Origin of the sequence: Kitasatospora sp. NBC_01266 (genome assembly GCF_036242395.1) — a bacterium.
Taxonomy (GTDB): domain Bacteria; phylum Actinomycetota; class Actinomycetes; order Streptomycetales; family Streptomycetaceae; genus Kitasatospora.
The window spans coordinates 2,329,365-2,351,198 of the sequence record NZ_CP108458.1 but is presented as its reverse complement, the minus strand read 5'-3'; the positions used below and the strand labels follow the sequence as shown (position 1 = coordinate 2,351,198).

Annotated in this window: 24 protein-coding genes; 15 read left to right on the top strand and 9 right to left on the bottom strand. The window is 70.8% G+C overall.

The genetic code is table 11. The features are described 5' to 3' along the window. The first annotated feature begins 222 nt into the window (after positions 1–222). From OG403_RS09790 to OG403_RS09755, 8 genes are all read left to right on the top strand, one after another. On the top strand, positions 223–429 hold the full coding sequence (locus tag OG403_RS09790; RefSeq protein WP_329563218.1) for a cold-shock protein: 207 nt from the start codon (positions 223–225) through the stop codon (positions 427–429). A 164-nt stretch (positions 430–593) separates the two neighbouring features. After that, on the top strand, positions 594–2,315 hold the full coding sequence (locus OG403_RS09785) for a DEAD/DEAH box helicase (protein ID WP_329563216.1): 1,722 nt from the start codon (positions 594–596) through the stop codon (positions 2,313–2,315). Positions 2,316–2,451: 136 nt separating this feature from the next. After that, positions 2,452–2,844 (top strand): MmcQ/YjbR family DNA-binding protein, encoded by a 393-nt coding sequence (locus OG403_RS09780; RefSeq protein ID WP_329572213.1) that lies wholly within the window; start codon positions 2,452–2,454, stop codon positions 2,842–2,844. A gap of 45 nt (positions 2,845–2,889) precedes the next feature. Beyond that, a complete protein-coding gene (locus tag OG403_RS09775) occupies positions 2,890–3,165 on the top strand; it encodes a hypothetical protein (protein WP_329563214.1) in 276 nt (91 codons plus the stop codon). Beyond that, positions 3,165–3,560 (top strand): PIN domain-containing protein, encoded by a 396-nt coding sequence (locus OG403_RS09770; RefSeq protein WP_329563212.1) that lies wholly within the window; start codon positions 3,165–3,167, stop codon positions 3,558–3,560. The genes OG403_RS09775 and OG403_RS09770 overlap by 1 nt, the downstream gene beginning before the upstream one ends. A 152-nt stretch (positions 3,561–3,712) precedes the next feature. Continuing rightward, positions 3,713–4,432 carry a hypothetical protein gene (locus OG403_RS09765; protein WP_329563210.1) on the top strand — a complete coding sequence of 240 codons (720 nt, stop codon included), beginning with the start codon at positions 3,713–3,715 and terminating at the stop codon, positions 4,430–4,432. Positions 4,433–4,651: 219 nt separating this feature from the next. Next, positions 4,652–5,347, top strand: coding sequence for a DUF4232 domain-containing protein (locus tag OG403_RS09760; protein WP_329563209.1), 696 nt, complete (start codon positions 4,652–4,654; stop codon positions 5,345–5,347). Positions 5,348–5,541: 194 nt separating this feature from the next. Further along, on the top strand, positions 5,542–6,306 hold the full coding sequence (locus OG403_RS09755; RefSeq protein WP_329563207.1) for an alpha/beta hydrolase: 765 nt from the start codon (positions 5,542–5,544) through the stop codon (positions 6,304–6,306). 112 nt (positions 6,307–6,418) lie between these two features. Here the strand turns inward: OG403_RS09755 and OG403_RS09750 are convergent, their stop codons facing one another. Then, positions 6,419–8,518, bottom strand: coding sequence for an alpha-galactosidase (locus tag OG403_RS09750; protein WP_329563205.1), 2,100 nt, complete (start codon positions 8,516–8,518; stop codon positions 6,419–6,421). A 342-nt stretch (positions 8,519–8,860) separates the two neighbouring features. On the opposite strand from OG403_RS09750, the gene OG403_RS09745 reads away from it, so the two are divergent. The 4 genes from OG403_RS09745 to OG403_RS09730 all read left to right on the top strand — a co-directional run bounded on the left by OG403_RS09745 (position 8,861) and on the right by OG403_RS09730 (position 11,428). Further along, positions 8,861–9,190, top strand: coding sequence for a PadR family transcriptional regulator (locus OG403_RS09745; RefSeq protein ID WP_329563203.1), 330 nt, complete (start codon positions 8,861–8,863; stop codon positions 9,188–9,190). Positions 9,191–9,192: 2 nt separating this feature from the next. After that, positions 9,193–9,561: a DUF1048 domain-containing protein gene (locus tag OG403_RS09740; protein WP_329572212.1), complete on the top strand. Its 369-nt coding sequence runs from the start codon at positions 9,193–9,195 to the stop codon at positions 9,559–9,561. A gap of 92 nt (positions 9,562–9,653) precedes the next feature. Then, positions 9,654–10,640, top strand: a complete 987-nt coding sequence (locus OG403_RS09735; protein WP_329563201.1) for an ATP-binding cassette domain-containing protein — start codon at positions 9,654–9,656, stop codon at positions 10,638–10,640. Beyond that, positions 10,637–11,428, top strand: coding sequence for an ABC transporter permease (locus OG403_RS09730; protein WP_329563199.1), 792 nt, complete (start codon positions 10,637–10,639; stop codon positions 11,426–11,428). The genes OG403_RS09735 and OG403_RS09730 overlap by 4 nt, the downstream gene beginning before the upstream one ends. Before the next feature lie 45 nt (positions 11,429–11,473). Here OG403_RS09730 and OG403_RS09725 read toward each other — a convergent pair whose 3' ends face one another. The 6 genes from OG403_RS09725 to OG403_RS09700 form a co-directional block, all read right to left on the bottom strand. Then, positions 11,474–12,907, bottom strand: coding sequence for an MFS transporter (locus OG403_RS09725; RefSeq protein WP_329563197.1), 1,434 nt, complete (start codon positions 12,905–12,907; stop codon positions 11,474–11,476). Positions 12,908–13,072: 165 nt separating this feature from the next. Further along, a complete protein-coding gene (locus OG403_RS09720) occupies positions 13,073–14,437 on the bottom strand; it encodes a hypothetical protein (RefSeq protein ID WP_329563195.1) in 1,365 nt (454 codons plus the stop codon). A gap of 123 nt (positions 14,438–14,560) precedes the next feature. Continuing rightward, positions 14,561–15,781: an MFS transporter gene (locus tag OG403_RS09715; RefSeq protein ID WP_329563194.1), complete on the bottom strand. Its 1,221-nt coding sequence runs from the start codon at positions 15,779–15,781 to the stop codon at positions 14,561–14,563. Between the two features lie 234 nt (positions 15,782–16,015). Then, positions 16,016–16,630: a RibD family protein gene (locus OG403_RS09710; protein ID WP_329563192.1), complete on the bottom strand. Its 615-nt coding sequence runs from the start codon at positions 16,628–16,630 to the stop codon at positions 16,016–16,018. A gap of 137 nt (positions 16,631–16,767) precedes the next feature. After that, positions 16,768–17,823 (bottom strand): threonine/serine dehydratase, encoded by a 1,056-nt coding sequence (locus tag OG403_RS09705; RefSeq protein WP_329563190.1) that lies wholly within the window; start codon positions 17,821–17,823, stop codon positions 16,768–16,770. A 24-nt stretch (positions 17,824–17,847) separates the two neighbouring features. Continuing rightward, on the bottom strand, positions 17,848–18,651 hold the full coding sequence (locus tag OG403_RS09700; RefSeq protein WP_329563188.1) for a 2OG-Fe(II)-dependent halogenase WelO5 family protein: 804 nt from the start codon (positions 18,649–18,651) through the stop codon (positions 17,848–17,850). Between the two features lie 131 nt (positions 18,652–18,782). Here OG403_RS09700 and OG403_RS09695 point away from each other — a divergent pair, with 131 nt between their 5' ends. Beyond that, the gene (locus OG403_RS09695; protein ID WP_329563186.1) at positions 18,783–19,382 is read left to right on the top strand and encodes a TetR/AcrR family transcriptional regulator C-terminal domain-containing protein; all 600 of its coding nucleotides are present in this window, start codon (positions 18,783–18,785) and stop codon (positions 19,380–19,382) included. A gap of 192 nt (positions 19,383–19,574) precedes the next feature. Here the strand turns inward: OG403_RS09695 and OG403_RS09690 are convergent, their stop codons facing one another. Then, positions 19,575–19,775 (bottom strand): DUF397 domain-containing protein, encoded by a 201-nt coding sequence (locus OG403_RS09690; RefSeq protein WP_329563184.1) that lies wholly within the window; start codon positions 19,773–19,775, stop codon positions 19,575–19,577. A gap of 20 nt (positions 19,776–19,795) precedes the next feature. Next, positions 19,796–20,866, bottom strand: coding sequence for a Scr1 family TA system antitoxin-like transcriptional regulator (locus OG403_RS09685; RefSeq protein ID WP_329563183.1), 1,071 nt, complete (start codon positions 20,864–20,866; stop codon positions 19,796–19,798). Between the two features lie 109 nt (positions 20,867–20,975). Here OG403_RS09685 and OG403_RS09680 point away from each other — a divergent pair, with 109 nt between their 5' ends. Next, positions 20,976–21,236, top strand: a complete 261-nt coding sequence (locus OG403_RS09680) for a hypothetical protein (RefSeq protein ID WP_329563181.1) — start codon at positions 20,976–20,978, stop codon at positions 21,234–21,236. Between the two features lie 303 nt (positions 21,237–21,539). Further along, positions 21,540–21,797, top strand: coding sequence for a hypothetical protein (locus tag OG403_RS09675; protein ID WP_329563179.1), 258 nt, complete (start codon positions 21,540–21,542; stop codon positions 21,795–21,797). Positions 21,798–21,834 lie beyond the last annotated feature (37 nt).

The window sequence follows — 21,834 nt, the reverse complement described above, 5'->3', positions numbered from 1 at the left end:
GGGCGAGCCAAGGAGGCCGAAAATAGTCCGATCATCTTCGGGGCCGGTCGTGCTACAGTCGACTCAGTTGCAGTTTTGGTTCCCATGAACGTTTGTGTGCGCCTGCTGGTCCAACCAACAGGCGCATTTGTTTTGTCCGGTGTCATCTCCGGATGGGGATCGCGGCTACGCGAGGTTCACGAGGTGTGGATCTCGTTGCCCCAGTATTTAGAGGAGACGGTTATGGCTACCGGCACCGTGAAGTGGTTCAACAGCGAAAAGGGCTTCGGCTTCATCGAGCAGGCTGAGGGCGGCCCTGACGTCTTCGCCCACTACTCGAACATCAGCGCCAACGGCTTCCGCGAGCTCCTTGAGGGCCAGCAGGTCGAGTTCGACGTGACGCAGGGCCAGAAGGGCCCGCAGGCCGAGAACATCCGCGTCATCGGCTGACGTTCCAGCTTCTCGCTGGACGCGCTAGACGCAGCGAAGGCCCGTACCGCACGGTGCGGGCCTTCGCCCATGTCGCCCAACGGCCGGGGCGGCGATCTTCCTCCTGGCGGCCGACCCCCAGGTCACCCGGTAGACGGTGGCCGCTCAGGACGGAGTACCACCGTATGACCGATCAGTCACGCCCCACCGGCGGCCGTGGCCGCAGCCGCGCACAGGGCTCGGGCACCGGCCGCGCCGGCTCCGGCGGCAGCCGCTCGCAGGGCTCCGGCAGCGCCGGCGGCTTCAGCGACGCCCAGGCGCGCGCCGGCCGCAGCTCGGGCGGGCTGCGCAGCCAGTCCCAGAGCCGCAGCCGTGGCGCGAGCAAGAGCCGCGTCGCCGAGCCCGCCGACTTCACCGTGGTGACCGGCACCCCCGCGCGCCCGCCGGCCGCCACCTTCGCCGAGCTGGAGATGCCCAAGGGCCTGCTCTCGGCACTCACCCGCGAGGGCGTCACCGAGCCCTTCCCGATCCAGTCCGCCACCCTGCCGGACTCGCTGGCCGGCCGTGACGTGCTCGGCCGCGGCCGCACCGGATCCGGCAAGACGCTCGCCTTCGGCCTGTCGCTGCTGGCCCGCACCGCCGGACAGCGCGCGGACGCCCGCAAGCCGCTGGCCCTGGTGCTGGTCCCGACCCGCGAGCTGGCCCAGCAGGTCACCGACGCGCTCACCCCGTACGCGACCGCCGTCAACCTGCGGATCGCCACCGTGGTCGGCGGCATGTCGATCACCCGCCAGGCCAACGCGCTGCGGCGCGGCGCCGAGGTGCTGGTGGCCACCCCGGGCCGGCTCGACGACCTGATCAACCGCCAGGACGTCCGGCTCGACCAGGTGCGGATCACCGTCCTGGACGAGGCCGACCAGATGGCCGACATGGGCTTCCTGCCGCAGGTCACCAAGCTCCTCGAGCAGGTCGCCGAGGGCGGGCAGCGGATGCTCTTCTCCGCCACCCTGGACCGGAACATCGACCGCCTGGTGCAGCGCTTCCTGACCGACCCGGTCACCCACTCGGTGGACCCCTCGGCGGGCGCGGTCACCACCATGGAGCACCACGTGCTCCAGCTGGAGGCGGCCGACAAGGCCTCCGCCACCGCGCACATCGCCGCCCGCGAGGGCCGGGTGATCATGTTCGTGCACACCAAGCACGGCGCCGACCGCCTCGCCAAGCAGCTGCTGGCCAGCGGCGTGCGCGCGGCCGCGCTGCACGGCGGCAAGTCGCAGCCGCAGCGCAACCGCACCCTGGACCAGTTCCGCGACGGCCACGTCACCGCGCTGATCGCCACCAACGTCGCGGCGCGCGGCATCCACATCGACGGCCTCGACCTGGTCGTCAACGTGGACCCGCCGATCGACCACAAGGACTACCTGCACCGCGGCGGTCGCACCGCGCGGGCCGGCGAGTCGGGCACCGTGGTCACCCTGGTGCTGCCCGAGCAGCGCCGGGACATGACCAAGCTGATGGCCGCCGCCGCGATCCGCCCGGTCACCACCAAGGTCCGCCCCGGCGACGCCGAGCTGGCCCGGATCACCGGCGCCCGCACCCCCTCGGGTGTCGCGGTCACGCTGGCCCCGCCGGTCACCGCCGAGCAGGCCGCGCCCGCCGGCACCAGCACCAGCAAGCGCCGCCCGGCCGGCCCGCGCTCCTCGCGTCCCACCGACGTGGACATCAACGGCAACCCGAAGCGCCGCCGCCCCAAGCAGCGGATGGGCCAGGGCGGCGCCACCGCAGGTGGCGGCTCCCGTACGGCGGCCGGCTTCATCGGCAAGGCCGCCTCGGGCAGCAAGCCGGGCAGCGGCTCGCAGTCCGGTTCCAACTACGGCACCGGACGCCAGCGCCGCGCCGCGCGCTGACGGCTCGGCAGCAGCCTTTCCGCAGGGCCCGTGCACCACTTGGTGCACGGGCCCTGCGGCGTTCGGCCGGCCCGCTGCTCCGCTCCGGCCGTCAGTGCCGTTCGGCAGACTGTCCGCCATGACGACGAAGCCGCCCATGACGCCCGATCAGCTCAAGGCCGCCTGCCTGGACCTCAACGGTGCCGAGGAGACCTTCCCGTTCAACCCGGAGACCTCGGTCTTCAAGGTGGGCGGGAAGATCTTCGCGATCAGCACCCTGGACGGCGAGCCGCTGAAGGTCAGCCTCAAGTGCGAGCCCGAGGTGGCGGTGCGGCTGCGGGCCGGCTACCCGGCGATCACGCCCGGCTGGCACCTGAACAAGCGGCACTGGAACACGGTGCTGCTCGACGGCTCGGTGCCCGAGCGGGTGCTGCTGGAGATGATCGAGGACTCCTACGACCTGATCGTCAGCCGGCTGCCGCGCCGCCAGCAGCTGGTGCTCGACTGGTCGGGGCTGCGGGACGGCGGTGGCGAGGGTGAGGAGGGCTGAGGCGGGAGCCGGTCGGATAGCCTTCCGATCGGCATGATGACCGGTATGGCAACGAAGAAGCACACCGTGACCTTGCCCGAGGAGCTGGCGGAGGAGATCCGTGCCGAGGTGGGGCCCGGTGGCTTCAGCCGGTATGTCGCGCAGGCCATGGAGCGCCAGCGCGCGCGTGACCGCCTGCACGAGTTCGTCGGCTGGTGGGAGGGCGAGTACGGCGAAGTCACCGAGGCGGAACTGGCGCGTGCCGAGGCGGAACGCCTCGCTCTCGAGCGGCAGCACGCGGAGCGCAGAGCCCGGTCCTTGCCGGACCGCAAGGCGGGCTGATGTCCGACCTTGTCTATCTGCTGGACAGCGAGGGCCTGTCTCGGGCCGTGCTCGGCGACCGCACGACGGGTGCCCGCCTGAAGGCCGCAGATCGCTCGGGTATCCGCGTCGTGACCACGTCGATGACGCTCATCGAGGCCTATCATGACCGCGTCAAGAAGGTCGCGTGGGCGTGGACGCTTTCCAGGATCGCCGTGGAACCGGTCACTCGGGAGATCGCAGGTGAGGCGATCGAGCTTCTTGAGATGGCCGGCCTGCACGGGCACAAGTACGCCATCGACGCGGCCCTTGCGGCTGTAGCGCTGCGGCAGCCCGGTGACGTCACGATCTTCACGTCCGACCCGCAGGACATGAGGCTGCTCTGCGCCGATCGTGTCGCCAGCTGCGGGCTCTGAGGCTCGACGGCCAGGTGGACGGGGGCTGTGGTGGGTGAGTGCCGCCGAGTGGAACGAACGCGTGGTGGCCGTGAACCTGGCGGGTGGTCGGTGGCGTGGAGAGGGTTGGCCCGCGTTGTGGAGCGGGCTGATCACTTGTTTCGGGAGAACTGTTGAAGACTCGTCACCTGACCGCCGCCACCCTCCTGACCTGCGCCGTGCTGGCGCTGACCGCGTGCGGACCGGATGAGACCCCGTCGGCCGCCGCGCCGGCCAAGTCGGCCGGGCCGGCGGCGGGGGCGGTGACCGGCGCGCCCGCCGGCTCGGCCACGCGGGGTGCGCCGCAGGCCGGTGCGAACCCCGGCGGGACGGCGGCGAAGCCGGACGGCGCCGATGTTCCGCTCTGCGGCAGCTCGGAGGGGCACAGCGATGTCACCGGCGAGATGGTCGGCCTGGACGGCAGTGGGAACCCCCGGTGGACCGGCGTCGTCAAGCTCACCAATGTCTCGGGGCAGGCCTGCGTGATGTACGGGGCGGCCGACCTGCGGACCGACGGCACGCCCACGTTCACCAAGCTGGTGACCGGCGTGCTGGGCAGCGGGACCTTCGCCACCGACCAGGCGCACGGCACCGTGCTCAAGCCGCAGGAGGTGGTCTACCAGCCCGTCAGCTGGCTCTCCTCCCCGCCGGTCGCCCCCAACGCGAGCTGCACGACCGGCAGTCAGCTCATCGTGGTCCGCAACGACGAGGTGCTGATCGTGAACGTGCCGGTGAAGGACGCCCGGTTCTGCCCGAGCAAGGAGATCGGCTCCCCGCAGGTGCTGATCGGCGTGCCGCAGTCGAGCCTGTCCCAGGCGCGGGCCCAGCTGCAGAACACCGGCGCCCAGGGCTGAGCCGCCCGCTGCCGCCCGCCGCCGCCCGCTGCCGCGCGCGCAACGCGGCAGCAGGCCGTCCGGGTTGAAACGAGCACCCCGCTGGGACAGGAACGGGACACCGTCACAGCTCTGTCCCGGGGGGCGCTCCAAGCTGGACGATCATGGTCGCCTGTGTGATTCTCATAAAGGCCGCGGCGGGGGCGCCGCAGGCCTCAATCACCTTTGGGAGACAGTGAGATGCGTGTTCAGCGTGCCCTGGCGGCAAGTGCGGTGGCGGTCATGGCGGGGCTGGCGCTGACCGCCTGTCAGGGGGATGTGAGCGGCAGCGCGACCGTGAGCGCCGGTGGCCAGAGCCCGGCGCGGACCAGCACCGGGTCCACGGGCAGCGGCTCGACCGGCAGCGGTTCGACCGGCAGCGGTTCGACCCACACGTCCGGCTCGTCCGGCTCGGGTTCGACCGGCACCGGCAGCGGCAGCGGCACCGGCACCGGGACGGGGACCGGTGCCGCGCCGGCCGCCGACCAGTGCACCACCGCCAACCTGGCCATCAGCGCCGCCGTGGGCAAGCAGACGCCGCCCGAGGCGGACATGCGCGAGGTCAGCGTCACCTTCACCAACAAGGGCACGCGCTGCACCCTGTACGGCTTCGCCGGGGTGGACCTGACCACCGGCGAGGGCCCCACCTCGGTGCCGCGCGGCCCGCACCAGCCGGGCACCGTCACCCTCGCCGCCGGGGCGAGCACCCAGTTCCCGATCTGGTTCCGCACCAACCCGCAGGGCCACACCGGCATCAAGGTCAACACCATGACCATCACCCCGCCCGGTGAGACCCACTCGGTCAAGCTGGACTGGCCGGGCGCCGAGTTCGCCAACGACGCGGACGGCGGCGGCACCGACACCCTCTACCTGGAGCCGGTCGGCGACCGCGGCTAGAGCGGGGAAAAAGGGGTGGGCCACACGATGCGTCAGCTGATAGCTTCCAGCCGACCGTGACACCGCCCGAGGAGGTGAGACCCATGAACGCTGGATCGATGTGGGTGCTCCGCCTTGCCGTCACGGCCGGGCGACTGACGTAGCTGTCGCCGGGAGCGCCTGGACAACAAGGCACTCCCGAAAGGCAACACCCCATGTACTCTCTGCAGTTCACCGCCCAGTCGTCGTCGAACGGCATGGTCGAGCGCGACTTCACGGTGGGCCAGATCCCCGGCGTCCTCTGGTCGCCCGCATCCGCCACCGAGCGCGCGCCCCTGGTCCTGATGGGCCACGGCGGCGGCAACCACAAGAAGCATCCGGCGATGGCGGGCCGGGCCCAGCGCCTGGTGGCCGGCTGCGGCTTCCACGTCGCCGTCATCGACGCGCCCGGTCACGGCGACCGGCCGCGCACCGCGCACGACGAGCGGGAGATCGCCGAGCTGTTCCGGGCGCGGGCGGCGGGCGAGCCGGAAGGCCCGATCGTGGTCCAATACAACGCCCACCTGGCGGAACTCGCGCTGCCCGAGTGGCGGGCGACCCTGGACGCCCTCCAGCAGCTTCCGGAGATCGGCGCCGACGGGCCGGTCGGCTACTTCGGCATCAACATGGGCACCGCGATCGGCCTGCCGTTCGTGGCGGTCGAACCCAGGATCACCGCCGCGGTCTTCGGCCAGCACTGGCCCGACGTCCTGGCCGAGCAGGCGAAGCGGATCACCATCCCGATCGAGTTCGCCATGCAGTGGGATGACGAGCACATCCCGCGCGAGGCCGGCCTCGCGCTGTTCGACGCCTTCGCCTCCACGGAGAAGACGTTGCACGCCAACGCGGGCCGGCACAAGGAGTTGCCCAGGTTCGAGGCCGACAGCGCGGTCCGGTTCTTCGCCCGGCACCTCGGCCGGGACGCCGTGCCCCTGACCTGACCCGGATGACGGCAGGGCCCGGTACGGTGTCGCACCGTACCGGGCCCGGCCATGGTCGGGTCAGGCGTCGTCAGGGCCTGGTGATGTGGGCCTGGTGATCAGGGCCTGGTGGTCAGGACAGCACGGTCCAGCTCTGGCCGGCCGCACCCGAGTTGGCCGGGTTGGTCATCCCGCTCGAGCCGGCGGTGGCGGCGGCGACGTCCAGGGTCAGGCCGTTGCCGACGTTGGTGATGGTCAGCGTGCCGGCGCTGTTCTGGGCGACCTTCCACTCCTGCCAGGGGTTGTTGGCCGTGGGGTTGAGCAGATAGGCGGTGCCGACTCCGCCGCCGGCGGCCAGCACGGTGTGCGACTGGGTGGCGGTGTAGCAGTTGTCGCTGATCTGCACGGTGCCGTCCGGGTTGGGCGTGAACTGCCACTGCTGGGCGGCGTCGCCGCTCTGGTAGGCGTTGATGTCGGAGTTGCCGCCGAGGTTGGCGTAGCAGCCGCCCTGGACTTCGAGGGCCTGGCCACCGGTGCCGCCCGCGCTGATCGCGTGGTACTTGCCGTCACCGACGATGCCCGTCGCACCGTTGCCGGTGCTGCCGCCGCTACCCATGCCGATGGCTCCGCCGGCGATGCGCAGGAGCGTGACGCCGTGCGCCGGGATCCAGGCGCCGCCGATGGTGCCGGTGGCGGTGCCGGTCGCTCCGGTCCACAGGTCCCGGTAGCTGTAGCTGGAGCCGGTCAGCCCGAGGGCGGCGAAACTGGCGCTGGGCATGGCCCAGTTGTTCGGGTCCTGGTTGATCAGTGCCACGGCCAGGTCGCCGTTGGCGAGCTGGCGCTTGAGGATCACCGGGGCCGTCGGGGAGGTGGGCGGGCTGCCGACCAGGGTGGCGGGCTTGGCGAGGCTGTCCTGGTCGACGGCGATCATGTCGGGGTTCTTCAGCAGCGCCAGCGCGGAGGAGTCGATCCCGGTGGACCAGGTGTAGCCGTTCGCGGTGTGCTGCGAGTCGGCGGTGGCGCGCAGGTCGGCGCCGGAGATCAGCGGGGCGGCCATCATCGACAGGATCGACAGCTCGGTGCGCGACTCGTCGTCGGTGAACGGCTTGTCGCCCTTGTAGGTGTCGGTGACGCCCCAGACGCCGTTGGGGTCCTGCCATCCGGCGAACATCATGTCCATGTCGTTCCAGCTGCCCGGGTGGACGTTGCCCGGGTACGCCAGCGCGGTCTGCAACTGCCCGTTGTAGAGCACGCCGTCCAGCTCGCTGTCCCGGTCGCCGCCGATCCGGCACATGTTGGCGACCTGGCCGCACCAGACTCCGGTGGGGTAGTACCCGGCCGCCTGGTGCGGCTGGACACCGGCGGCCTCGATCAGCGGGTCGGTGCGGGCCGGGTCGTTGGCGTTCAGCAGGTAGGGGATGCCGGTGTGCGCGGGCTGCGCGGACAGGCTGAGGGTGACCTTCGGCTTGCCCGCGGCGGCGGTCGCCGCGTCCAGGGCCCGCTGGAAGGTCTGGGTGCGGGCGTAGATGGACTCGGTGAGCTCCTTGCCCTCGCCCTGCGGGTAGTAGCTGTAGCCGTCGGGGCCGGTGATCGTCGGGCCGTACGGACAGTCGTCGTACTTCACGAAGTCGACGCCCCACGAGACGAAGTCGTTGGCGTCGGTGGCCTCGTGGCCCAGGCTCCCGGGGTGGCCCTGGCAGGTGGTGTAGGTGTCGGTGGCGTAGAGCCCGAACTTCATGCCCTTGCTGTGCGCGTACCAGGCCAGGTACTGGATGCCGTTCATGGTCTGCCCGTTGACCACCTGGCTGGGGAAGCTGCCCGGGTCCGGGATCAGGTGGCCGCTGGTGGGGTCGTTGCCGGTGCCGTCGGTACCGGAGACCGGGTTGCCGTTGTTGTCGTACAGCTGCATCCCGTTGTCGGAGTTCTTCACGAAGTCCGTGGTCTGGCCGTCACGGTGACGCAGCGACCAGCCGTCGTCGATGGTGACGGTGTTGTAGCCGGCCTGCGCCAGGCCGTTGGACGACATGAAGTCGATGGTCTGCTTGACCTCGGTCTCGTTGACGGACGGGCCCAGGCTGTTCCAGGAGTTCCAACCCATGGGCGGGGTCAGGGCGTTGCCGTTGCCGAGGGCGGCGGCCGGGGCAGCGGTGGCGAGGGAGGTCGCGCCGAGGCCGGAGACGGCCAGGGCCATGGCGGCCAGCAGGCCGGCGACGCGAGGCGGGGATGTTCGCATGTGGGGGCTTCCCGAAGGGTGGATGCCGGGGCAGGGGTCGCCCGGAGGGCGGGCTGGCCACGGCTGGTGGGGGCGTGCGGCTCGGAGCTTTGGGAGAGCTGCCGTCGGCGAGGCGCTGGTGTGGGGGGAGACGCTGGGCGTCCGGGCCTCGACGGTGGTGCCATACGATATTGCACCAATCAACAACCCACAAGAGTAAACACAACAGACCATCAGAGGGGTAACTCTCTCCCGCGGGGCGTCGGTCGACCCTTCGCTATTCCGTCTTGCTAAGTACCGGTAGTCAGCGTTACGGTGTACCGGTAGTCAATGACACTGAATAGCTCGGGAAGGAGGTGTTCCATGACCAAGCTGGAGACGGAGATGCTCAAGGGCACGCTGGAGGGCATCATTCTGGCGTCCCTGGCCGGCCGGCCCGCCTACGGCTACGAGATCACGGCGCGGCTGCGGGAGCAGGGGTTCTCCGACATCGCCGAAGGGACCATCTACGCGCTGCTCGTCAGGATCGAGAAGCGCGGCCTCGTCGACGTGGCGAAGGTCCCCTCCGAGAAGGGGCCGCCACGCAAGGTGCACTCCCTCAATGCTCAGGGGCGGGAGTACCTCGAAGAGTTCTGGAGGACGTGGAGCTTCCTCACGGAACGACTGGAACAGCTCCGCGAAGGGGGCGCGTGACCATGTCCGATGTCGAAAAGAGCGGCTTCATCTCGAAGGTGATCGGGCCCAAGAAGCGCTGGAGGGCATACAAGGCGCGGGTCAAGGAGCTTCCCGCGAACCACCGCGCGGCGGTCGAGGCGATCGAGCGGCACCTGATGCACTTCGTGCCGACGGACGGCGAGAGCAACGCGTCGATGTTCGAAGACCTCGCCGACCTGTTCGAGCAGGCGGCGGCGGACGGAACGCCGATCCGCGAGATCGTCGGGGAAGACCCGGCGGAGTTCGTCGAGGCGTTCGCCCAGAACTACTCGGAGGGTGGCTACGTTCCCGCCCGTGCGCGGAAGCGGCTGACCGACGACCTCGCGCGCGCCGAGGCCGAGGTGTCCTGAAGACCCGCGCGACCCCAGTCACTTCAGCTTTCGAAAGCCTTCGAAAGCCCTTGAAAGCCTTCGAACGGGAGAGCTCCATGCCCTTATCTGTCATGCCCACATCCAGGAAGAGCGGCGGTCATCCGTCGCCGGCCGCCATCTCCGCCGTCGGTCTGCGCAAGTCCTACGGCGAGAAGACCGTCCTCGACGGCATCGACCTGTACATCCCGGCCGGGTCCGTGTTCGCGCTGCTCGGGCCGAACGGCGCCGGCAAGACCACCGCCGTGAAGATCCTCTCCACCCTCATCACCGCCGACGGCGGCCATGCCCAGGTCGCGGGCCACGACATCGCCGCCGACCCGCAGGCCGTGCGCGCCGCGATCGGTGTCACCGGACAGTTCTCCGCCGTCGACGGCCTGATCACCGGCGAGGAGAACATGCTCCTGCTGGCGGACCTGCACCACCTGTCCAAGCGCGAGGGCCGTCGGGTCACCGCCGAACTGCTGGCGCGCTTCGACCTGGTGGAGGCCGCGAAGAAGCCCGCCGCCACCTACTCCGGCGGCATGAAGCGGCGTCTCGACCTCGCCATGACCCTGGTCGGCGACCCGCGGATCATCTTCCTCGACGAGCCGACCACCGGCCTCGACCCGCGCAGCCGCCACCACATGTGGCAGATCATCCGCGAACTCGTCACCGGCGGCGTCACCGTCTTCCTCACCACCCAGTACCTGGACGAAGCCGACGAACTCGCCGACCGCATCGCCGTGCTCGACGACGGCAGGGTCGCCGCCGAGGGGAGCGCCGAGGAGCTGAAGCGGCTCATCCCCGGCGGGCACGTGCGGCTGCGCTTCACCGACCCGTCCGCGTACCAGTCGGCTGCCTGCGCGCTGCGCGAGGTGACCCGGGACGACGAGGCGCTGGCGCTGCAGATCCCCAGCGACGGCAGCCAGCGCGAGCTGCGCGCCATCCTCGACCGGCTGGACACGGTCGGCGTCGAGGCGGACGAGCTGACCGTGCACAGCCCCGACCTCGACGACGTGTTCTTCGCCCTCACCGGCCCGTCCGACGTCCCCAACCAGCCGAAGGGGAACGTCCGATGAGCGCCCTCTCCGTCGCCGTCCGCGACTCGAACACGATGCTGCGCCGCAACCTGCTGCACGCGCGGCGCTACCCGTCCGGGACCCTGAACCTGCTGCTCGCGCCGATCGTGCTGCTGCTGCTCTTCGTCTACATCTTCGGTGACGTGATGAGCGCGGGCATCGGCGGAGGCGGCGCCGACCGCTCCGAGTACATCGCCTACATCGTCCCGGGCATTCTGATGATGACCATCGGCAGCACTGTGATCGGGGCCGCGGTGCACATCTCCATGGACATGAGCGAGGGCCTCATAGCCCGCTTCCGTACGCTGGCGATCCATCGCGGCTCCGTGATCATCGGGCACGTCGTCGGCAGCGTGCTGCAGTGCGTCGCCAGCGTGGTCGTGGTCGGGGCGGTCGCCGTGGCCATCGGCTTCCGGCCCACGGACGCCACGGCCTTGGACTGGCTCGCGGCGTTCGGGCTGGTCGTGCTGTTCGCCCTGGCGTTCACCTGGATCGCGGTCGGCATCGGGATGGCCAGCCCGAACGCCGAGGCGGCCGCCAACAGCGCACAGCCGCTGATCCTCCTCCCGCTCATCTCCAGTGCCTTCATCCCGGCCGGCACGATGCCGGGCTGGTTCCGGCCGATCGCCGAGTACCAGCCGTTCACACCGGCCATCGAGACCCTGCGCGGCCTGCTGCTCGGCACCCACATCGGCAACAACTGGTGGATCGCGATCGCCTGGTGCCTCGGCCTGACCGCGCTCGGCTACCGATGGTCGACGGCGCGGTTCAACCGCGACCCGAACTGAGCGCACTGCGCTGATCCCCTCGCGCGGGCACTCTCGCCGCCCGGCCTAGTCGCCGGGCGCCGCCGGCACCGCCGCTGCCGCCGGGCGGGACGAGCGGACGGTGTCGCCGGCCTGCGAACTCAGCCGCAGGGCCGAGACGGTGGCGGCGAGCGCGGCCAGTGCCAGCAGGCCGAACGCCACGGTGTAGGCGGTGCTGCCGGTCTGCGGGCCGGGCAGCAGGCGGCCGAGCGGGCCGCCGAGGCGCAGGGCCACCGTGGCGACGGCGATGGCGAGGCCGGCGGCGAGCTGGGTGGTGGTGGCGCCCAGCGTGTTGGCGTCGCGCAGTTGGGCCGGAGCGATGTCGCTGAAGGTGATGTTGCTGTACGAGGAGAGCGCGACCGAGCGGGCGACGCCGCTGATCAGGGCCAGCACGACGATGACCGGCAGCGCGGTGGCGGCGGTGGTCAGGCCCAGGCCCACCGTGCTGAGGGCGACCGCGAGGGTGGCGGCGACCAGCAGCGGCTTGAAGCCGAAGCGGTTGGTCAGCGGGATGGTGGCGGGCTTGATGCCGACGTTGCCGACGAAGACGCAGAGCACCAGGGCACCGGACTTGACGGCACTCCACCCGAACGCGGTCTGGAACATCAGCGGCAGCAGGAACGGCACCGCGCCGACCACCAGCCAGAACAGGAACCCGCCCAGTTGGGCGGCCCGGAAGGTGGCAACGCGCAGCGTCCGCAGGGCGACCAGCGGGTACGGGGTGCGCAGCAGGTGCCACACCGCCGCGCCGAGCAGGGCGAACGAGCCGGCGGCGCAGGCGGTGACCGTGATCCAGGGCGCGGTGCCCTGCGCGACGAGGTCGGCGGTGTAGGTGACCCCGGCCAGGCCGGTGCAGGTCAGCAGGACGCCGACCCAGTCCAGCGGCGGCGGGGTGCCGGCCCCGGTGTTCTCGATCAGCCGCCAGGCCACGCCGAACGCCACGATGCCGAGCGGGATGTTGATCAGGAACAGCCAGTGCCAGGAGGCGTAGGTGGTGAGCAGCCCACCGGCGAGCGGGGCGATCACGGGGGCCAGCAGGCCGGGCCAGACGGTGTAGGAGATCGCCCGCATCAGGTCCTGCTTCTCGGCCCTGGCCACCACGATCAGCCGGCCCACCGGCACCATCATCGCGCCGCCGGCCGCCTGCAGGACGCGCAGCGCGACCAGTTCGGCGAGGCTGTCACTGGCGGCGCAGCCCAGCGAGGCCAGGGTGAAGACGGCGATCGCGGAGAGGAACACCTTGCGGTTGCCGTAGCGGTGGGTCAGCCAGCCGCTGAGCGGTATCAGCACGGCGAGGGTCAGCACGTAGGCGGTGACCAGCACGCCGACGGCGGTCGCCGACACCGCCAGCGACCTGCCGATGTCCGGGGCCGCGGTGACGACGATGGTGCCGTCGAGGTTCTCCATGAAGAAGCAACCGGCAACGAGCAGGGCGGTGTTGCGCTGACGTGCGTCGATCACGCCGGGCCTCCGTGAGGTCGTGCGGCTGGCCTTGGACCGGTGGCCGACGGCTGTCCCGACCCCCGTCGGGCTCCAACAACGCGCGGGTCCGTGATCATTCCGGCGGGGCCGCCGACGCGGGTCACCTGCTCTGCCTTCAAGGCCTGGCCGCAGCAGACCACTTGCTCAGGGCGTGGGGCTCACCTGCTGCTTGTCGCGCCGGCTCCGCAGCATCAGGACGCGGGAGAACTGGTCGTCCGCCGTGGTCGTCTTCCGCGGGAAGTTGGCGGTCACCAGCTGCTGGTACGCGTTGGGCCGGAATTCGGTCATCAGCAGCCACCCGCTGCGCGCGTAGTGGGTGGCGGAGCCGTTCCCCACGCCGGTGCTGCCGTCGATGCGGCCCGCGTAGTGGTCGTGCCCGGTGGCCATCACGTCCACGAAGGTGTTCGCGATCGGGGCCAGCATCGCCGGGGTGATGTGGTACCGGCCGGACAGGTACGCCCGGTAGAGGCCCGCGCAGTCCAGGCTGCCGTGGTTGTTGTCCTCCTTGTCGCCGGTCGGCTTCGCACCGGCCGACGGGGCGTAGTACCAGTCGTAGGCCGTGTTGCCCGCCTTGTCGGTGTACGGCTTCGTATCCGCGAAGAACCAGTCGATGCTGGTCTGCACGAGGTTGTCGTACTTGCTCACCCGCGTCGGGTCGTCGCCCAGGATCTGGTGGTCGATCGCCAGGTTCTGGAAGCCGTAGTCGAACATCATCTGCTGGTTCCACGGCACCGGTTGGCCGCCCTTGTAGGGCGAGTCCGCCGCGAAGTACTGCCGGTTGCCGTGCGAGAGGTCCAGCAGCCGGGCCAGGATGTGCCCGTCGACGGCGGTGTCGGCCTCCGCGACGAACTTCTTCGCGCGGTCCAGGTAGGTGGCGCCGTAGCCGTGCGGGTCGCCGATCGTCACGGGCAGCTTCCAGATGGCGGGCGTCTGCAGGATCAGCCGGGCGCAGTCGGCCAGATGCCCCACCGGGTCGCCCTGTTCACCGCCGGTGATGATGGGCTTGGCGTTGGTTTTGGCGGGCCAGGCGGGATCGATCCTGCCGGTCCAGAGCACGTGCTGCCCGACCGGGGCGGGCGCCAGGTCGTCCCGCTCGGACAGCACGGTGTCGCAGAAGTCGATCATCCGGTCCAGGACCGCCCGGTTGCCGGAGACCTCGTAGACCAGGCCCATCGCCTTGACGTCCTCGCCGCTGTGACCCTGCGCCCACGCGTTGCCGTCGTTGTCGGGCGACGGCGTGAGGGTCTCGATGTAGGACGTGAACGACGCGATCTCGGCCGGCGTCACCGGGCCGTCCAGGCTGCTGAACGTCAGGGTGGGGCGGTTGTCCGGAGCTGGTGCGATGGAGGGATCGTCGCCCGAGGAACCGTCGGTCGGCGCTGCTGTGGCCGGTGGTGCCGCGGCGGGCTCGGTCTCGGACGACCGGCTGATGAGCACGATCGCGACGGCGACCAGGAGGGTGAGCGCGACGCTGATGAGCAGGGCCTTCGGGGGCTTTCTGGTGGCCATGACGGACCTTCCGGGCTTCGGTCAGACCGACTGACCATGCTGAGCCGACACCTCGGTGAACGGCACGCGCGCGGGCCCGGGTTCACCGCGATCGCGGGCTGCGCGGCCCCGCTCCACCGATGATCAGGCCGGCTCCGGTGAGGTGGCCGTCTTCGCCTCCGCCGCGTGACGCCGACGTGCGAGCGGCGCGCAGATCAGCGTGCAGACACCGAGCAGCCCGGCCGCGGCGGTGAGGGCCGCCGGTGAACCGGAGCGGTCGATCAGGACACCGCCGATGGCCGCCCCCATGGCCGCCCCCAGGTTGTAGGCGGTGTTGACCCACGCGCCGGCCTCGGTGCGTGAGCCTTCGGGGACGAGCCGGTCGACGAGTTGGTAGGACGTGATCAGGAGGACGTCGGTGCACGCGCCGGCCAGCAGCAGGGCGACGCCCGCCGCCGGCGCGGAGTACAGCAGTGCGGGAATCGCGTAGCAGACGGCGGAGCAGGCGGCCAGCACCAGCGGTCGGCGGGCGAGGTCTCCGCGCCACTGGCGTCGGCCGTACACCAGGCCGCCGAGGACGCCACCGACCGAGAACAGGGTGGTCAGCACCCCGGCCGCCAGCGTTCCCCAGGCGGCGAGGACCGCCACCTCGAAGAGGCACAGCGCACTCGCGACAGCGAGCACGAGCAACAGCAACGGAGCGATCCCCGGGGCGCGCAGGGGGCTTCGAGGGCGAGCGGCGGGTGCTGCCACGCGCACGCTCGCAGGGGTCCGACGCAGGCCCGCCGCCAGCAGGCCGAAGCCGATGATGACCAGGGCCGCGCACACCGCGAGCACGGCCGGCGCGCAGGAGGCGGCGACCAGCAGTCCACCGAGGACGGGACCGAGCGCGAAGACGCTGGACTCCGCCGCCGTGTCCAGGCTCAACGCGCACTGATGCTGCGCCTCGTCCGTGGTCAGCCGGCCCCACAGGGTCCGCATCAGCGGGCCGACCGGGGGCGGGCAGGTGCCCGCCAGTACGGCGAGGGAGGCGGTGGGCAGAGCGGGCAGGTGGGCGGCGCAGGCGGCGGCCAGTGCGGACAGCAGGACCGCGTAGCAGACGGCCAGGAGCATCAACGCGGCGTGGTGACGCTCGACCAGTCGGGCTCTGGCAGGTCCGAGCAGGGCGCTGACCAGTCCGAACAAGCCGCTGGCGGCACCGGCGACGGTGTAGGAGCCGGTACCCTCCCGCAGCGCGAGCAGCAGGGGGAGGCTGAGCAGCGCGTAGCAGAGCCGCGCGAGCATGGCGGCGGCGAACAGGGAGCGGGCATGGGGCAGCGTGAGGACAGCGCGGTAGGACGCGCTGCCCCGGTCGGGGCTTGACATGGGGTTCTCCGAAGTGGGCGTGCCGACGCCCGGCCAGGGCCGGGTCCGGTCACGCGCGGGCATGACGGATCAGCGTTCCGCCCCGCCGGCCATCACTCGTGACGAGGAGGCGGCGCGGGAGCGGACAGGCGATCTGTCAGTGTGGATCGGAGAAGTGCATGAGCGGCATAGTAGCCGTCCTCGCCATCCGTACACCAGCTATTTCCTCACCGTCGGCCTGCACCCGAGTCGACGTCAGCTTCCTTTCCGGGCAAGCGGATACCTCGCGCCGACCACGGTGGCCGAGCCGGCCTTCGGCGCGTACCGCAGGAGGACCACGTCGCCGACGGTGCGGGCCTCGAGGAGCTTCATGCGCCGCGTGCTGCCACCCGGGTAGTCGGCCGGGTGGACGAAGCGCGGTGCGGCGGCGTCCCCGACGAGCAAGGGCGCGACCGCAAGGTGCACTTCATCGGCCAGGCCCTGGGACAGGAACTGGGTGTGGATCTGTCCGCCACCTTCGACCATGAGGCGCTCGACGCCACGGCCGGCCAGGTCGTCGAGCAGGACGCCGAAGTCCACGGTCGGGCCGGTACTGACGACGTCGGCGAGTCCGTCCAGCTTCTCGCGGAGCTTCGGCGCGGCAGCGTCGGTGCTGTAGGCGACCTTCTTGTCGCCGAAGTGCCAGAACTTGAGGTCGCGATCGAGGTCCCCACTGGCGGTGATGGTCACCTTGAGGGGGTACTCGGGCCTGCCGGCCGCGACGCGGTCCGCCCGGCGCTTCTCGCTGTTGACCAGCAACCTCGGATTGTCGCTGCGCAGGGTGTTGCCACCGGTGAGGCTGGCGTCCGACTCCGCGCGGACCTGGTCCACGCGGTCGAAGTCCTCGCGTTCGACAGCAGGAGGCGCTGCGGCGAGGTGTCGTCGATGTAGCCGTCGACGGAGGTGGCAACGCTCAGCAGGACGAATGGGCGGTCGGCCATCGTGCGGCCCGCTTCGGGTCGGACCGGTCAGTTCTCGTTGCTCTGGTGCATGAGCGTCCGAACGTCGGTATTGGCCCCGCAGAGCACCACGGCGATCTTCTCGCCGTTGCCGGGCCGGTAACTGCGGCTCGGCTCGACGGGGCGGTTCGGCAGGTCCCGGTTGGGCAGTTGCTGGTCCGGGGAGGTCAGGGCCGCCAGGGCGGTCGCGGCGCCGTGCTCGACGGCGACGCGGCGGTGGTCCCACAGCGCCTGGCGGGCGCGGACGATCTCGCTGTCCGGGACGAGCACGGAGTGGACGCTGTCCTGCTGGGCGGCGTGCAGGGCCATCTGCGAGGCCCGGCGGGCGCCGAGGGAGTCGGCGGCGATCGAGTCCACGGTGACGTCGACCAGGTGGCCCGCGTCGATGGCGGCGTTGAGCGCGCGGCAGTCCTCGGGCTCGACCGCGACGGTGCGGATGCCGTGATGCTGGGCGGCGGTGGCCACACCGGTGAACAGGCCGCCGCCGCCGACCGCGACCACCACGGTGTCCAGGCCGGGAATTCGGGCCCGGATCTCCTCCAGCAGGGTGCCGGCACCGGCAGCGATGAGTGGGTGGTCGTAGGCATGCGAGGCAAGCGCCCCGGTGGCCGCCGCGAACTCCTCGCACGCGGCGAGGGCCTCGGCGTACTCCGCGCCGACCAGGCGCACGTCCGCGCCGTAGCCGCGGAGTTTGGCGACCTTCACCGCCGGGGCGGTGGTGGGCAGGAAGACCGTGGCCCGGACGCCCTGCTGCTGGGCGGCCCACGCACACGCCAGCCCGGCGTTGCCGCCCGACGCGATGGTCACCCCGGCGTCAGGGAGGGTGCCCCCGTCGCGGTGGGCCTGGATGAAGTTCTGCGCACCCCGGGCCTTGAATGAGCCGGTGTGCTGCATGTACTCCAACGCCAGCCACACCTCGCACGGCTGCTCGGGCCGGTCGTCCAGGGGGTCGCGGTGGGCGGGGCGGATCGCGCCGGGGTCGACGGGTGCGAGGGCGATGGGGCGGATGCGTCCGGCGATCCGGTCGGTGGCGGCCTTGATGTCGCCGTACGTGAGCTGGTGCACGTTGTCGCTCCTGCGATGAGAAGGTCAGGACCAGGCGATGAGCTGGCCCGTGGTGGTGAGTGCCAGGAAGAAGGCGAAGGCGATCCGCCGCTGCCCGGGGCAGGGATCGACCGCGTGGAAGTTCGCGGGGTTGAACAGCAGTGCGTCGCCGACCTGCGGGGTCAGGCTGATCCGCTGGCAGTGCTCGACGGTCTCAGGCCGGTAGCCGTACGCCTGGCGGTGCTGTTCGTCGGCCGGCTCCCAGCGGTGGCGCCACACGGTGGTCGCCCCGCCGGTCTCGGGGACGGCGACCCAGACGTTGAACGCCAGTTGGGCTACGACCTCTTGGTCGAAGAGCCCGGCGGAGAACTCCCGGGTGATCGAGTCGCAGTGGACGAACGCACCCGCGTTGATTTCGCGCAGGGTGCCGCCGAACACGGCGCGCCCGCCGATGGTGGCCGGGGTGACGGCGGCGCCCCAGGCACAGCCGAGGCGGGCCAGCGAGACGGTGATGGGGTCCGGGCGCAGACCGGCCCGGTGCCAGGCGGTGCGGGCAGCCTCGGCGTCGCGCCAGTACCGGTCGGCGTCCAGCACGCCGTTCTGGTCGCGGTGGTCGCTGAGTGCGGGGCCGAAGCGGATGATCGGGGTGGGCACCCGGGCCGGGTCGTAGTCGGCGGTGGGCAGCCGGTCCACCGCCGTCATCGCGGCCTGGCAGGTCGTCAGGTCGAGGAAGCCGGGGACGCGGACAGCGGCGAGGGTGCCGGCCGCGAGGTTGGCCAGGTGCCGGTCGGTGAAGGCCGGGGTGGTCACTGCGGTGAACAGCGGGTCGAGCGCCGTGGTGCGGGACATGTCGCCTCCGTGAGGAGATGGAAGCCTACCGTGACGATACGCTGTACCGTACGCTGACTCGCATGCCAAGGCAATCTGCTTCCCTGGACCTCGCGACTCACGAACGCATCGCCGAGAAAGCCCTGTTGATCGTGGATCAGCAAGGCCACGGCGCGCTCAGCTTCCGCACCCTGGCCACCGCGCTGGGCATCTCCGTCGCCTCGCTCCAGCGCCGCTGCACGGACCTGGCCGGACTGCTGGACCTGGTCACCGACCACCTCGCCGCCCGGCTACCCGACATCCCGCCCGGCATCGACTGGGCCACGGCCACCGAGACCCGTTTCGCCGCGCTCTACGAGCTGCTGACGGCCCATCCGGGCTTGGTCGCCCTGCGCGGCGACCGGCCCTGGCTCGGCCCGCAGCTACTGAAACGCCTGGTGGAACCGCAGCTCGCCGACTCGGTCGCGGCCGGTATGGCGCCGAAGGAGGCGATCACCGCCTATCGGCGGATGTATCTGCTCACGCTCGGCAGCGCGAGCTTCGTCGACCACCGGGACCCGAAGGCCGCCCAGGCCGCCACCCGCACCGCGCTGGCCGCGCTCGACCCCGAGGAGTTCCCGGTGCTGACCGGGCACCTCGCCGCAATCCTGCCTGCCGTGGTCGACCACGAGGTCTACTTCGGCGCGCTCCGTCAGCTCATCCACGCCGCTGACCCTGCCCGGCCCGGTCGGCACGCAGGGCTCATCCGGTGACCGGCACCCCATCACCCGGGCCGAGCAGGACCCGAGGCTGCTGCCGTCCGGATGCGGCGGCTCCCGGGGATCCGGCGGCTGCTCGGTGGAGGTGGTCCAGCGTGGGCAGCACTCTCGCGCGTACCTCTCCACCGGCAACCGCCTCGCCGACCCACCACGACCCCGCGCCCCGAGGGGTGGGGGCGCGGTGGGTCAGGCGGTGGGGAGGGTGCCGTCCTTGACGCTGGTGATGAAGCGGGTGAAGGAGGCGGCGGGGAAGGCGAGTGCGGGGCCGTCGGGGTTCTTGGAGTCGCGGACGGGGACGAGGCCGGCGGGGAGGAGGTCGGGGGAGGCCTCGACGCAGTTGCCGCCGTTCTCGCCGCTGTAGCTGGACTTGAACCAGGTGAGGGTCATGTCCGCATGTCTTTCCAGGGTCAGACGGTGCCGAAACCGCCGGTTTTGACGCCGTTGATGAAGGCGGCGAAGGAGTCAGCGGGGAACGTGAGCGCGTGGCCGTCCGGGTTCTTGGAGTCGCGGACGGGCATCAGACCGGTGGGGAGGAGATCGCGCGTGGTCTCGATGCAGTCGCCGCCGTTGTTGCCGCTGCTGCTGGCCTTGAACCACGAGAGCTTGGTCGGGAGCGGCTGGATTTCTGGGCTCACGTTGAGCAGTCCTTCCATGACACGGCGGATCAAGTCGGCTGACTCGGACGCCGAGAGGGCATCCGCTCGTAGCCGATCATAGGCCCGTGAGAGGCGCTCGATCTCCTCTGGCTGACGCGAAAAGTGACCGCGCGTCACGCTCTCGGAGTAGATCACCTCGGAGCCGTCGGGCAGCGTCACCAGCTTGAAACTCTCGGTTGCGGGGACGTGCTCGCCCAGTTCGTCCGGGGCGATCTGCACCACGATGTTCGGGTAGCGCTCGATCACGTCGAGGATGTGCTTCAACTGGTGGTACATCACCAGTCGACCGCCCACCATCCGTCGCAGGACGCCTTCGTCGATGACGAAGAAGGCCAGCGGGCCGTCCTCCGTCAGGAATCGTTCCTGACGACTCATCCGAGCTTTCACCCGCTGCTCCAGTGAAGGGCCGTCCTTTCGCGCCGGGCCTCTCGCCAGGAGGGCGCGGGCATATTCCGGAGTCTGCAGCAGCCCTGGGATTGCGGAGACGTTGTAGTCCCGGAAAAGAACCGAAGTCGATTCCACCTTGACGAACTGCTTGAACCAATCAGGATGCTCGATTTCCCGGTGCCAATCCACCTCGTGCCAGGCCCGCTCCAGCCGCCCGCCCGTCTTCAGCAGCACGTCCAGCCGCTGCACCGTCGACAGCTTCGGCACCCGTTCGGCCGACTCGAACCGTGACAACAGCGAACCGTCACAGGGAACTTGGCGGGCGAGCGGAGCGATTTTCATACTTGCGGCCTCGCGCAGATCCCGCAGCAACCAGCCGAACCCTTCCGGGCTGAGCGGGCGGGCAACCTGTTCCACGGAACGACGCACAGCCATGTCCCAACCTACTTCCGTGCCATGCAGCTGATGTCAGGGATTTGGTCTCGCCAACGTACTACGGAGTGCCGATGCTTGATAGCAGAATGCCACGAAAGGAAGTTGTTCAATGGCAAACCAGCAAGGTTCCACTCGCATTGGCGAACTCGCCGAGGAAGCCCGCGCGGATGCCCGGAACGCCGTCGAAGCGTTGCGCGCCGTCCTCGCCGAAGCCGGCCTCAATCTGCCCTCCCTCGGCGAGGACTGGCACGAGGGATGGTTCACCGGTCTGGTGCTGGTCGACCTCGGCCGGGCCCATCCCGACGTGGTGCGCCGGATCGTGGCCCTGCTCCGTGATGGGTTGGCCGCCCGTGCCCAGCAGCCGAGTTGAGCTGCCCGAAGACCGCGAGGTCCGCGAACTGCGCGAGGCCGCCGAGCGGGCCGTCCGAGCGTTCGCGGACGCTCTCGCGCTGGCTGGACTGCCTGCGCTGCCTGGCGTCGAGGGCGGCGGTCGGATCAGCCGCACCCCGGCGGGTTTCCATGCCGAGATCGGTGGGTGCAGCGTCCGGACGCTCGAAGCACTCACGCACTACATCGTTGATCACGCGCACTGCCTCGGCCGTGTCGTCCGGGGGCGGGTCCTGCCCGCTCGGCTGGCCGAACTGCCCGGTGTGCGACAGGAAATGAGCCACCCATGCGCGACCCCCTGCACGCCCCCACCGCCGACTTCCCGGACGACGACCAGCCCGAACCCGACCCCGGACACGGCGCCATGACCCTGCACATCTACCGGATCACCGCCGCCGGTGAGCGGATCGACCTCGCCCGGCTGGAGGTGCTGCCCGGCGAGTCCTACTGGGGCGGCCCGATCAGCGGGGAGTGGCCGCCGTGCGAGTGCCCGCGCTGCGCGCCCATGCTGCGGTCCCGGCTGCGCCGGGCGGGGCTGTGCTGAGTCGCTGCGCTGAGGCGCTGCGCCGAGGTGCCTGTGC